This window comes from Candidatus Accumulibacter phosphatis (assembly GCF_000024165.1).
In the GTDB taxonomy this organism is placed as follows: Bacteria; Pseudomonadota; Gammaproteobacteria; order Burkholderiales; family Rhodocyclaceae; genus Accumulibacter; species Accumulibacter phosphatis.
In genome coordinates, this window is record NC_013194.1 from 2629698 (window position 1) to 2642298 (window position 12601).

Here is a 12601-nt window from a genome sequence, read left to right on the forward strand (position 1 = left end):
GCCGGGCGTTCGCCTGCCAAACGCAGAAGCTGGTGCGCGGACTGACCCGGGCGCCGCCGAGCCTGCACGGCGAGCGCCTTCCGCCTGCCGTGCTTTCGGTCTATCATCGTCGCAGGATGTCGCCGGAGGCTCGCTCTCGAATGAATTCCATGACTGCGCCACCCAGCCCCGCCAAGCACTCCCGCGCGCCGGCGGCGGTGCCCGGCGCAGGGCACGGCGGAGAGCACGGCGGACGGCGCGAGACCGCCGCCGTGCCGACGAGAACCCTTGCTAATCCCTATCCTGGGCTGGCGGCCTTCAGGCCGGAGGAGCACAGCTTTTTCTTCGGGCGTGACGAAGACATCGACCGGGTAGTCGCGCGCCTCGCCGAGACGCCGTTGCTCAGCATTGTCGGTCGCTCGGGCACCGGCAAATCCTCGCTGGTCGCGGCCGGTGTGGTCCCGCGGCTTGGCGGGATCCTCGGGGAGTTCTGCTATCGGCGCTGCGAACCGCAGGCGGACCCCTGTCGACAACTCGCCGAGATGCTCGGTCGCGAGCAGCCGGCAGACCCCGAACTGCGCGGTCGTCAGTGCCTCGCGGCGCTGCGGCAGGTGCTCGACGCGACGCCCGATGCAGAGCAGGCCGATCCGTTGCAGGATCGCCTGGCCGTCGCCATCGAACACTTCCTGGGAGAACCCGGTCGCCCGTTGGTCCTGCTGGTCGACCAGTTCGAGGAGTTGTTCACCCGTACTTCGCCGGCGGGCGCGCTTCGCTTTCGTAGTCTCATCGGCGCCTTGCTCGAGAGCAAGCGCCTGTATGTGATTCTGACGCTGCGCAGCGAATTCACTGGCCGGCTGATGGAGTGGCTTGGTGAAGACCTTTTCCGGGCGTCGCTGGTTGCTCTTGAACCGATCAGGGGGGAAGCGCGGCTGCACGCGATCATCACCGGACCGGCCGAAGCCAGCGGCGTGCCGGTACAGGCCGAACTGGTCGCGACACTGGTGTCGGCGGCCAGCGCTACGCGCGGTGCCCTGCCGCTGATCGCCCTGACTCTCGAGAGGCTCTTCGAGCAGCGCGATCCCGAGGCGGGGCTGACGCTGGGAGCCTACGAGCGCATGGGCGGGCTGGAGACCGTCGTCGAGAGCGCTGCCGCGGCGATCGAACGCTTGATCGCCGGTGAGCCGGAACTCGAACCCGCCTGCGCGCGCCTGTTTGCCGAGCTGGCGACGGTGATCGACGGACTGCCGACGCGCCGCACGGTCGAGATCGGGCCGCTACGCGAGGATCCGCTGGTCGGCCGACTGGTCGATGCGTTGCGCAGCCAGGGCTTTCTGGCCGACCCTGACGACCGGCACGTGGAACTGGCACACGAGATGCTGCTGATCCATTGGCCGCGTCTGCGGCAATGGTGCGACCGCTATCGCGACAGTCTGACGCTGCGCCGGCAGGCGAAACAGGCGGCGAGGGACTGGCAGCAGGCCTGCGCGCACGAAGAGACGCCGGTTACCGGCGCTCAAGGCCGGAGTGCCGAGGTGCTCGCCTGGAGCTGGGAGCGCCAGAAGCCGGCGCTGCTTGCCTTGCTCGAGCTCAGCAATCGCCCGACTCTCGCCGATCCCGATTTCGACGATCCCGGAATTCTCGCCTGGCAGGCGCTCGAGCACACTCTGGAGAAAGGCCTGCGGCGTTTCCTGCAGCCCGAGCCGCTGGCCCTGCTCGAAGAGCTGGCCAGTGACGAGACAGCGCATCACCGGCGCGAAGAGATCGGCCTGCGACTCAACCAGATGGGCGATCCTCGGCGCGGTGTCGGGTTGGCCGCCAACGGCCTCCCGGAGATGGCGTGGATTGCCGTGCCGGCCGGCGAAGTCACCCTCGAAGGCAAGGGCAGACAGGTCTTCCCCGTCGGTTCGCTGCACGTCTCCCGATATCCGATCACCTGGCAGCAGTACAACGCCTTCGTCAACGCCGATGACGGCTACCGCGACCGGCGCTGGTGGAGAAAGCTGACACAGCGAAAACTGCCGGGTGAGATTCGCTGGGGTTTCCACAACTATCCCGCGATCAATGTCTGCTGGAGCGATGCGGTCGCCTTCTGTCGCTGGTTGAACGAGAAGTTGCAGCTGAGCTCACCGGCGATCATCCGTCTGCCCACCGAGTGGGAATGGCAATGGCTTGGCCAGTCGGGCGCGGCCAGGCGAAAGTACCCGTGGGGTGACGACTGGAACCCGATGCGTGCCAACAGTCATGAGAGCGGCATCGGCAGGACGATGGCCGTCGGCATGTATCCCTCCGGCAGTCCCGACGGCTCGCTGGTCGCCGATCTGGCTGGCAACGTTTGGGAATGGTGTGTGAACGAGTACGATGCACCGGGCACCACGCAAATCGGCGGCGCCAGGCCGCGCGCCATGCGCGGTGGTTCGTGGCTCGACTATCCGGCCGACCTGCGCACCGCCAAACGCGAGTACTTCCCGCCCGACGATCGCGATGGCGACATCGGCTTCCGCGTCGTGCTGGCGCCGCCGGTCGATTAGGCGTGCGTCCACGCCAGCGTCGGGGCCATCACGGCAAGCCGCCACGGACGGTGCGTGGTCTGACGATTGCTTCGTAGTAGTCGAAGGCGTCGCGGATGTGCCCGCGCAACTGGTTCTCTTCCCAGGGTTTGGTCAGAAACCTGTAGACGGCTCCCTGATTGACGGCATCGACAATCGACTCGAGTTCGCTGTAGCCGGCCATGACGATGCGCACCGTATCGGGGTGGAGCAGCCTGACGCGCGTCAGAAAGTCCGTGCCCTGCATCGGCAACATGCGTTGTGCAGCAACGATGACCTGGACGTCGTTGCCGGCCAGCAGGTTCAGCCCCTCGTGCGGGCAGCCCGTGGCGAGGACTCGGTAGCCCTGTGCGCGCAAGGCTCGGCGAAGGGCGGACAGGGCGTGCGGCTTGTCGTCCACCAGCAGCAGCGTGTGCGATTCGCCGTGTGCCTGGGTCGGCGGCAGGCACTTTCCCTGGCTCACCAGAGTCGCGAACTCGTCCGCCGGGACCGGTGCGCTGAACAGGTAACCCTGAATCTGGTCGCAGCGGTTCTTTCTCAGATAACTCAGTTGGGTCTCGGTCTCGACGCCTTCGGCGACCACCTTCAATGCCATGCGGTGTGCCAGGGCGATCACCGCGGTGGCAATGTTGGCGGCTTTCGGATCGCTGACGATATGGGTGATGAACGAACGGTCGATCTTCAGTTCGTCCACCGGAAAGCGACTCAGATAGCTGAGGCTCGAGTAGCCGGTTCCGAAGTCATCGAGGGCCACTGCGACGCCGACGCGCCTGAGGGCGTCGAGTCGCTCGGTGGCCTGCTCGGGTGCCGCCATCAGCATGCTTTCGGTCAACTCTAGCCCAAGCATGCGCGGGTCGACAGCATGCTTGCGCAGGGCGGTGGCGAGGACGGCCTCGAGTTCACCACCCGCGAACTGGCGCGCCGAGACATTGACCGCGACCATCACCGACGGCTGGCCGGCTTCCGCCCAGGCACGAATCTGTCGGCAGGTTTCGTTGATGACCCACGCCCCGATCGGCACGATCAAGCCGGTTTCTTCCGCCAACGGGATGAATCGGTAGGGAGGTACCAGGCCGAACCCGGGTCGTTGCCAGCGCAGTAGTGCCTCGCCGCCGACGATCACGCCGCTGGCGAGGTCGAGCTTCGGCTGGTAATGCAGGACCAGTTCGCCCTGGATCAGCGCCCGGCGCAGGGCAGTCTCCATTTCAAGTCGCTGCAGCGCTCCATGCCCCAGTTCGCCGGTATAGAAAGCGTATTGGTTGCCACCCCGCTGCTTGGCGCGATGCATTGCCACGTCGGCACTGCGCAGCAGATCGTTGGCGCCCTTCCCATCCTGCGGAAAGACGCTGATGCCGATGCTGGCGCGTGCATAGGTCTCGTGTCCGTCGGCGAGGACAAAAGGCGGAGCCAGTGCAGCCAGCAGGTCGCCGGCGATACTCCCAGCGTTCTCGGCATCCTGGCTCGCCTCGAGGATGGCAACGAACTCGTCGGCGCCGAGGCGGCCAACCACGTCCTCGTGACGCAGCCGCGCCTTGAGGCGGGCAGTGACGCCAAGCAGCAGTTCATCCCCGAGAGCGTGGCCCAGGCTGTCGTTGACGTTCTTGAACTGATCGAGATTGATGACCAGCACGGCCGACTTGCCTCCCTGCCGCTGCGCGCGCTCGAGGGCATGTTGCAGCAGCGAGCGCAACAGCAGGCGATTCGGCAGGTCGGTGAGCGGGTCGTAGTGCGCGAGGTGTTCGAGCTCTTCTTCGCGGTGTTTGAGCTTGCTGAGATCGGTGAACACAGCCAGGTAATGCGTCGGTTGTCCGTGCTCATCCTTGACGACGCTCAGCGTTGCCCATTGCGGGTAGATTTCGCCGTCGGCGCGGCGGTTCCAGAGCTCGCCCTGCCAGTGGCCTGCCTGCGTCAGGCTCGCCCACATCGCCTGGTAGAAGGCTCGGTCGTGGCGCCCCGACTGGAGGAGGCGGGGATTCCTGCCGATCGCCTCGGCGGCGGTGTACCCGGTCATCTCGGAAAACGCCGGGTTGACCGAAATGATCCGGCCGGTCAGGTCGGCAATGAGGACGCCGTCGCGCGTGCTCTCCAGGGCCGTGGCGTGCAGGCGCTGGCGCTCGGCGAGGGCGTGTCCGGCAGTCACGTCATCCCAATTGCCGACGACTGCCAGCGGCTGGTGGTTGGCATCGAAGAGCAGGCGCTTGTGGTCGCGCAGCCAGCGAACGACACCCTGCCCATCGCGGAAACGGTATTCCTGCAGCAGGCTGCCGTCGGCCAGCAGGCGGGGCCAGGTCTCCAGTACGTGCGCACGGTCTGCGTCATGCACGTGGCTGACCCACCAGTCGGGCGCCAGGCACTCGGCAGGTGAAAAATGCAGCACGCGCGTGATGTTGTCGCTAACCCAGAGGGGGACGAGACTCTGCCCGTCGACGCCACATGCGTAGAGAACCGTCGGGCCGGCCGACAGGACGAGTTGCCGATGGGTGGTCGCGGGGCGCACGCTCGAGCTTTCCTGGCGGAACCGCGCCTGCCTCGCGGCATCCTCGATAACGCCCGCAAGCGAAGCAGGATCGTCCCGCCTGGTGATGGCGCAGTCGTTGAGGCCAAGCTGCGCGGCGGTGGCGACAACACCGTCGTCGTCGCAGATCAACACGATCGGCACTGTGAGGCCGAGTCGGCCGCGCAGTGTCCTGGCGATCGCCGGCGCGTTCAGCCCCGGCGACTGGCAATCGACCAGCAGCAGGTCGGGCACTGGCCCGCTATCGGCAACTACCGACAGGCGCGCGAGTGCCTGTGCCTCACTCTCAACGACATCGAAGCGAAGGCGTGGCAGATGCGGCGCGCAATCGGCCAGGGCACGTTCGACTTGCGGGCCGGGGCGCCCGGCGTAGAGGACGTATAGCAGGGGGTTGTCTTCGCGAAAGAATGAGTGCGGAGGAACGGAGGGCATGATTAGCGGTTTCGTTCGCTGCTTCGGCGGGGTGGCGGCGCGAGCAGTTCCCTGGACCTGTCGGCCTGCGCAGCCATGGGTGCTCAGGCGCGCGTGACGCTGAGCGTCACGTGGCCGCGGTTGTTGCCGTAGAACTTCCAGGCGTCGTTGGCGTAGCAGTAAAGGTAGCCGGATCGCTGTGGTGTGCAGGAGCAGGCCTCGCCGATCAGGAAGGTCTCGCCTTCGATCGCCGTACCGCTGCCATCCATGTTGGGTTGGTTGGCGATCATGCCGACCAGGGCGAACCAGGGAAACTCGTCACGGCGGCGTGATCCCCACCAGTCGGCGCCCTGTTTGCCGGTCAGGCGCTTATAGACGGCTTCCGCCTCGCCGATCGCATTGCCGAACAGGCGGGCGACGTCGCCGATGTTGAACCCACCGTCGGTTGCACCGGCAGGTCCACAGGCCATACTGCTGTCGAGCCACTCGCCGCTCGCGGTCAGTACATAGCTCACCCCTGCCTCAAGGTAGAGCCCGCAGACGTTCCAGTGCTGGCGGGCGTACACAGTGAGACGGGCCGTCTCGCCGATGCCAATGACACGCGTCGGCCAGTAGGGCGCCTGCGCCAGTGGCGGCAGCTGATGCCGTTCCCAGGCCTGCGCGGCCAGCGCTTTGCCGACATTGCCCGCGGCGAACAGGGGCGTGGCGCGCGGCAGGGTTCGCAGATGCGACCATACTCCGGTCGTCGAGTCGTGCAGCACGCCGCGCGCGTCCGGGGCCAACTGGCTGGTGAGTGCCGAAGCCGTGCGCAGGCCGAGTGTCGTCGCTTCGTCGATCATCCACTGCAGTGCTCCGTCCGAGAGTCCGCATTCGACATAGCCGCCGCCGACATCGCTGTGCGTGCCGGCGAACCAGAGTTGCTTCAGGCTGCCATCGGCCGGACGCGGGCCATCTGTCCACAGCGTCGGCGCGAAGCTCGCCCGTTTCTCGTCGATGGCCAGGGCCTGTCGGCCATGGCGGACGGCAGCGCTGAGTTCGGTGTCGTGAAAGCGGTAGCGCTGCGGATCGTCCAGCAGTTGATCGAGGACAAGCAGGTCATCGGGAACACCGAGGGCGCCAACCGTATCCCAGACGCCGATCAGGTGGATGCCGACCCGATCGTCGGGCAGGTCGCCGCGCAGGAAGGTGTAGCCGCTAGCCCACTGTTCGGCGGCCTGGCGTTGCCGGTAACCACGGTCGTAGGCGTTGTCGATCGCCTGCCAGGCCTGGCGCTCGCTCATTCCCTCGAGATCCAGCAGGCCGCAGCGGCTGACGAAGCCGCCGAGGCTGCGCACCGTGTAAGCCCCGCGACTGAAGCCGAAAAGGTAGATGCGGTCTGCGTGCCGGTAGTTGCCGCACAGCCAGCGGTAGGCACTGAGGATGTTGCGGCTCAGGCCGAGGCCGATGCCACCCCCGAGAACACGCTCGACAAGGCCGCCTTCGGCGCCCACGCCCGGATGGTAATAGGTCAGTTGGCGATCGTCGGCGACGCACAGGTTGTAGAGTTTGACGACATTGGTTGGGCAGGGCAGGGCGCCCATCTGCTGCTCGGGCGAACACCAGGTTCCGTCACTGCAGACGACGAGATTGCGCGGCATGGCGGTTCTCCATCGGGTTGAAGGTGTCGGGGAGCGGCGGACGTAGCGCCGGTAGCCGCGCTCTCCCCAATTGCAGGCCGAGGCTAGTGCAGGGACTTGAACTCGCCATTCCGGATCACCCAGAGATAGGTATCGCGCTGCGTGTCGCCGTTCGCGTCGAAAACGATCGGGGTTTGCGCGCCGGCAAACTTTCCGTGCGCCAGAATCGACTCCTTGAGCGTCTGGCCGGCAGACTTGCTGGCAAGCGCATCGAGGGCCACGTTGGTGGCGTCGAAGGCGGTCAAGCCAGGAAAGCCCGGTTCCTGGGCGAAGCGCTCGCGGTAGGCGCGGTGAAATTGCAGGTACGCCGGCTCGCTGCTCTCGCGGTCGACGTACTGAGCAACGACGACGCCTTCCACGGCCCGGCCCCCGAGTTCGACCAATCGCTCGGTGGCTGCCCATTCCGAGGTGGCGATGCGAACCGTCGCGTCACGCATGCGCAGTTGCTGGATCAGTAGAGCCGTGTCCATCGAGTTGGCGATGACCACGACGCCGTCGGGTCGGTGAGTGAGTACGCCGCTCGCCAGGGTCGAAAAGGTCGTGCTCGAATCGAAGCCGATCGCCGCGACGATCAGGCCGCCCCTCGCCTCGAAGGCGCTGCGGAAATCGCCCGCCCAGCTCTCGCTGTAGGCTCTGTTGCGTAGATCGTAGACCAGCACCACCCGGCGCAGTCCGTGTTGCCGAAAATGGTACTCGGCTGATTTTGGCGCATGTGCCGCGGTGGGTGAGACCACGCGGAAGAACTGGTCGTCGAGTCCGGTCAGTACATTCGTCGTCACCGTTGGCGAGATGAGTGGAACCCCGGCCGCATTGACTTGCGGCAGCACGGCCAAGGCCATGGCACTGGTCATCGGACCGATGATCAGCTCGACCTTGCGGGCGAGCAGTCGGGCGACGGCCTGCCTGGCCACCTCGGCGTCCTGCTGGTCGTCATCGACGATCAACTCGACCTGCCGACCGTTGATCCCGCCCCGCTGGTTGCGCATCTCGACCGCGAGGATGGCGCCGTTGCGCCCGCCGATGCCGAGGTCGGCGACGCGGCCCGAGAGGCCTCCCAGGAAGCCGATCTGCAATGGCTCCGCTGGCGTACAGCCGGGAAGGCCCAGCGAAACGAGCGCCAGCAGAGCGATGATGCCTGGCCAGATAACGGCAAGCCTCGTCACGCGCCAGTTCTTCGTCGTCAATTCCCGCATGTACGTCTCCGTCAGCGCCGCCCCCACGCCTGCCGGTGACGGCAGGCCCTTGCCGCCATTGTACTGGAGTCCTGGACGTGAGGCGGACAGGCTCGTTCCCGGTGCCGACGCGAAACAGGCGCCAATGCCGGCCAGGACGAACACCGCCGAGGACGGACGGAGCACCTGCTGCGTTAGCGGTATCGTCGCTGCCGCGCATCGGTGAGGTTCGCCGCTTGCCCTGGCCGGCGGGGCGTGGGCGGTTTTTCCGGCTTTCCGCAGGAAAAGGCAAATAAACGCCGAAAAGAACCGTTGAAGGGCCGGCAAGCGATTGAACTGTCTGACATATCAGCGCTATCATCGCTATTGCCGCGGATTGCGAAAGCGGTGTCAGATCAGCAAGAACGCGATAAATCCACTTGGAGAGAGATAGATGGACAAGAGAACGCCGCCGCCCGCATCTTCCGCCGACAGCACAGCGTCGGCGGGGACTGCGCCAGTCGACATTGCCGAGTCGCCGGCTGCCAAGCCGGCAGGGCGTGCCCCCCGGGCGCGCCCAGCGTCGGCAGCTCAGCGGGCCGCGCAGCCCCGCAAGGCCTCGGCCGGTGACGTTGCTCCGGCACGTACGCCCAGCGCAATGGAGGCCTATGATGTCGCCGAAGCCACCAGTTCGGCGATCGAACACAAGAAGGTTGCCCTGCGTGACATCATCGCCCATGTCAGTGTCGGTGATACGGCTTCGCTGGCCAAGACGCTCGAGGCGATCATGACGGGCGCGTCGCCCGATGACGCGCAGGCGTTGCGCAAGGCCTTGCTGGCCAAGGATGAAGCGCCGGCCGCGAAGCCACCGACCAGCCCCGACGACGAACTGGCGACGAGCTGGCGCGACACGAATTCCTACCCCTACCGCAACCTGATGTCGCGCCGGGCCTACGAGAAGCAGAAGTACCGCCTGCAGGTCGAGCTTCTCAAACTGCAGAACTGGATCAAGGAAACCGGGCAACGCGTGGTGATCATCTTCGAAGGTCGCGATGCGGCCGGCAAGGGTGGTGCCATCAAGCGCTTTACCGAACACCTCAACCCGCGTGGCGGCCGCGTCGTCGCACTGGAAAAACCGAGCGAACTGGAGCGTGGCCAGTGGTACTTCCAGCGCTACGTCAAGCACCTGCCGACTGCCGGCGAAATCGTTTTCTGCGACCGCTCATGGTACAACCGCGCTGGCGTTGAGCGCGTCATGGGCTTCTGCAGCGAAACCGAGTACACCGAGTTCATGCGCCAGACCCCCGAAGTCGAGCGTACCCTGGTGCGCAGTGGCATCCACCTGATCAAGTTCTGGTTCTCGGTCAGCCGCAAGGAACAGCGCCGTCGCTTCAAGGAGCGCGAGGTGCATCCGCTCAAGCAGTGGAAGCTTTCGCCGATCGACCTGGCGTCGCTCGACAAGTGGGACGATTACACCAAGGCCAAGGAGGCGATGTTCTTCCACACCGACACCGCCGAGACGCCGTGGACCGTCATCAAGTCCGACTGCAAGAAGCGGGCGCGCCTGAACGCGATGCGCTACGTTCTCCACAAGCTCAACTACACCGGCAAGGATATCGACGCGATTGGCCCGATCGATCCCCTGCTCGTCGGTCGTCCGCACGTCGTCTACGAACCCAGCGGCAGCGCCCTGCCGGCCGGCGAGCATACGCCGATCCTGTAGGCCGAACGCCTTCCCGTTCTGACTGGTACAAGGGGCGCCACTGGCGCCCCTTGTTTGCTGCCGGCCGGCGAGGGCTATTCGGCGTCGGCTTGCTGCGCCGGGTGCGCGGCAACGAATTCCGGCAGCTCGGCGCAGCGCTCATTGATGCGCCGGATCGTCGGGTACGGAGTCAGATCGACGTCGAAACGTTCGGCGTTGAAGACCTGCGGCACCAGGCAGCAGTCGGCGAGAGTCGGTCGATCCCCATGCGCGAAGCTACCCGTCTGCGCGTCGCGTGCCAGGTGTGTCTCGATGATCCTGAACCCTTCCTCGATCCAGTGCCGGTACCAGGCCGTCTTTTCGGCCTCGGAAACCTCCAGGTCGCTGGAGAGATACTTGAGGACGCGCAGATTGTTGAGCGGATGGATGTCGCAGGCAACCATCAGCGCCAGCGCCCGCACTCTTGCCCGGCCAGCCGCGTCGGCAGGCAGCAGCGGCTTCCCCGGATAGGCCTCCTCGAGGTATTCGAGAATGGCCAGCGACTGGCTGATCGTCGTCCCGCCATCCTGCAGGCACGGCAACATGGCGCCAGGGTTGAGCGCGCGGTAGCTTGCCTGCAGGTGTTCGCCGCCGTTGCGGACGAGATGCACTGGCGCGGCTTCGTAGGGCAGGCCCTTGAGCTGCAGCCCGATGCGCACCCGGTAGGCGGCCGAGCTGCGAAAGTAGGTGAAGAGCTTGAGCATCGTCGTCTCCTGGAAATCGCGTCGCCCCGACGCGCCGCGGCCGCGCTGCCTATCCTGCCGCGCCTGCTGCCGGCACAAGCGTCACCGTCTGCTCGATGGCGCCGAAGATGCTGTGCCCGTCGCGATCGAGCATCTCGATGCGAATGCTGTCGCCAGACTTCAGGAAGCCGGTACGTGGCGCACCACCTTCTATCGTTTCGTACATCCGCAACTCGGCCAGGCAGCAATAGCCGACGCCGCCGTCGGCGATGCTCGATCCGTGCAGACTTCCCTGCCGGTTCGAGACCGTTCCGGAGCCGATGATCGAGCCGGCGGCGAGTTCGCGCGTCCGGGCGGCGTGCGAGATCAGCCGGCTGAAGTCGAAGGTCATGTCGACGCCGGCGTCGGGTTTGCCGAAAGGCTGCCGGTTGATGTGGACGAGCAGCGGCAGATGGACCTTGCAGTCGCGCCAGGCTTCGCCCAGCTCGTCGGGAGTGACGGCGATCGGCGAAAACGCGCTGGCCGGTTTCGACTGAAAGAAGCCGAAGCCCTTGGCCAGCTCGTCGGGGATGAGGTGACGCAGCGAAACGTCGTTGACCAGCATCAGCAGGCGGATGGCGCCCGCACATTGCTGCGGACCGGCGCCCATCGGCACATCGCCGGTGATCACCGCCACTTCGGCCTCGAGATCGATTCCCCAGTCCTCGTTCAGCGTCCGTATCGGGTCGTGCGGACCGACGAACGAGTCCGATCCACCCTGGTAGATCAGGGGATCGTTGCGGAACGACGGCGGCAGTTCGGCGCCGCGCGCGCGGCGGACGAGTTCGACGTGGTTGATGTACGCCGATCCGTCCGCCCACTGGTAGGCGCGTGGCAGGGGCGAATGGCACAGCGCCTCGTCGAAGGGGAGGGCGTGACGGGCAGCGCCGTCGTTCAGTGCGGTATAGACCTCGGCCAGCTGCGGTGCACAGGTCGCCCAGTCGTCGAGGGCGGCCTGCAGGGTGCCGGCAATGCCGCCGACCGTCTGGTAGCGGCTCAGGTCACGGCTGACGACGATCAGCGTGCCGTCGCGGCCGCCGGTCTTAAGAGTGGCGAGTTTCATCGGCAGGTACCTCCTGGTGAGCTTTCGACCTCCGGCCGCCGGCAGTTCAGGATGCTCGCGCTCCGGGGTCGGCGGCATTTGCCGTGCGGGGCACGCTCAGCCACCATGGCTGCCGTCGTGCATCCAGGCCGCGTGTTGCGGCGCCCGGCGCGTCCTCGACCATTCCTCGAGCATTTCCCACTTTACCGCATCGAGTCGTTGCATCATCTCCGGCGTCGCGGTATCGCAGGCCAGCTCGAGTCGATGGCCGCTGGGGTCGAAGAAATAGATCGAACGGAAGATGGTGTGGTCGGTGACGCCAAGCACCTCAATGCCGTCGGCCTCCAGGCGCCGCTTGATCGCCAGCAGCTCGTCGAGCGACCCGACTTCGAAGGCGATGTGCTGGGTCCAGGTCGGCGTGTTGCGGTCACGGTCCATCGCCGGTCGGGTCGGCAGCTCGAAGAAAGCGAGGATGTTGCCGCCGCCGGCATCGAGGAAGACGTGCATGTAGGGGTCAGCCTCGCCGGTCGACGGCACCTTGTTCTCGGCGATGGCGAGGACGAAATCCATGCCCAGGTACCTGCCATACCACTCGACGGTCTGTTTGGCGTCGATGCAGCGGTAGGCTACATGGTGAATTTTCCGGATACTCATTCCCCTCCCCCTGGGTGTTGGTCTTCGACCGATCGCGCGTGGCCGGCAACGACTGCAAGCGAGCGGGCGACATCTGCGGCACGCCACATTTAACCGAAGTCGAGCCCGTATGGCAATGATTGCCCCTACAATCCTGGTGTGGGCAGACGTAGCGGCAAGCGATC

Annotated in this window: 8 protein-coding genes; 2 read left to right on the forward strand and 6 right to left on the reverse strand. The window is 66.0% G+C overall.

Annotated features, from left to right (window positions below; all coding sequences use genetic code 11):
* Positions 1 to 140: 140 nt before the first annotated feature.
* A complete protein-coding gene (locus tag CAP2UW1_RS11490) occupies positions 141 to 2507 on the forward strand; it encodes an nSTAND1 domain-containing NTPase (protein WP_199931453.1) in 2367 nt (788 codons plus the stop codon).
* 28 nt (positions 2508 to 2535) lie between these two features.
* Here the strand turns inward: CAP2UW1_RS11490 and CAP2UW1_RS11495 are convergent, their stop codons facing one another.
* From CAP2UW1_RS11495 to CAP2UW1_RS11505, 3 genes are all read right to left on the reverse strand, one after another.
* On the reverse strand, positions 2536 to 5472 hold the full coding sequence (locus tag CAP2UW1_RS11495) for an EAL domain-containing protein (protein ID WP_015766783.1): 2937 nt from the start codon (positions 5470 to 5472) through the stop codon (positions 2536 to 2538).
* An 83-nt stretch (positions 5473 to 5555) separates the two neighbouring features.
* Complete coding sequence (locus tag CAP2UW1_RS11500; protein ID WP_015766784.1) at positions 5556 to 7088, reverse strand: DUF2235 domain-containing protein; 1533 nt, start codon at positions 7086 to 7088, stop codon at positions 5556 to 5558.
* Positions 7089 to 7171: 83 nt separating this feature from the next.
* Positions 7172 to 8485 carry an ABC transporter substrate-binding protein gene (locus tag CAP2UW1_RS11505; protein ID WP_291913486.1) on the reverse strand — a complete coding sequence of 438 codons (1314 nt, stop codon included), beginning with the start codon at positions 8483 to 8485 and terminating at the stop codon, positions 7172 to 7174.
* A gap of 247 nt (positions 8486 to 8732) precedes the next feature.
* Between CAP2UW1_RS11505 and ppk2 the strand changes: the two genes are divergently transcribed.
* Complete coding sequence (gene ppk2, locus CAP2UW1_RS11510) at positions 8733 to 10001, forward strand: polyphosphate kinase 2 (RefSeq protein WP_015766786.1); 1269 nt, start codon at positions 8733 to 8735, stop codon at positions 9999 to 10001.
* A 74-nt stretch (positions 10002 to 10075) separates the two neighbouring features.
* Here ppk2 and maiA read toward each other — a convergent pair whose 3' ends face one another.
* From maiA to CAP2UW1_RS11525, 3 genes are all read right to left on the reverse strand, one after another.
* Positions 10076 to 10723, reverse strand: a complete 648-nt coding sequence (gene maiA / locus CAP2UW1_RS11515) for a maleylacetoacetate isomerase (protein ID WP_015766787.1) — start codon at positions 10721 to 10723, stop codon at positions 10076 to 10078.
* Between the two features lie 49 nt (positions 10724 to 10772).
* Positions 10773 to 11804 carry a fumarylacetoacetate hydrolase family protein gene (locus CAP2UW1_RS11520; RefSeq protein ID WP_015766788.1) on the reverse strand — a complete coding sequence of 344 codons (1032 nt, stop codon included), beginning with the start codon at positions 11802 to 11804 and terminating at the stop codon, positions 10773 to 10775.
* A gap of 96 nt (positions 11805 to 11900) precedes the next feature.
* Positions 11901 to 12437: a VOC family protein gene (locus CAP2UW1_RS11525; RefSeq protein ID WP_015766789.1), complete on the reverse strand. Its 537-nt coding sequence runs from the start codon at positions 12435 to 12437 to the stop codon at positions 11901 to 11903.
* Positions 12438 to 12601: the final 164 nt, after the last annotated feature.

Excerpts from the sequence above, each read along its gene's own strand:
- CAP2UW1_RS11490 (WP_199931453.1), top strand. The coding sequence starts at position 141 with ATGAATTCCATGACTGCGCCACCCAGCCCCGCCAAGCACTCCCGCGCG.
- CAP2UW1_RS11495 (WP_015766783.1), bottom strand. The coding sequence starts at position 5,472 with ATGCCCTCCGTTCCTCCGCACTCATTCTTTCGCGAAGACAACCCCCTG.
- CAP2UW1_RS11500 (WP_015766784.1), bottom strand. The coding sequence starts at position 7,088 with ATGCCGCGCAATCTCGTCGTCTGCAGTGACGGAACCTGGTGTTCGCCC.
- ppk2 (WP_015766786.1), top strand. The coding sequence starts at position 8,733 with ATGGACAAGAGAACGCCGCCGCCCGCATCTTCCGCCGACAGCACAGCG.
- maiA (WP_015766787.1), bottom strand. The coding sequence starts at position 10,723 with ATGCTCAAGCTCTTCACCTACTTTCGCAGCTCGGCCGCCTACCGGGTG.
- CAP2UW1_RS11520 (WP_015766788.1), bottom strand. The coding sequence starts at position 11,804 with ATGAAACTCGCCACTCTTAAGACCGGCGGCCGCGACGGCACGCTGATC.
- CAP2UW1_RS11525 (WP_015766789.1), bottom strand. The coding sequence starts at position 12,437 with ATGAGTATCCGGAAAATTCACCATGTAGCCTACCGCTGCATCGACGCC.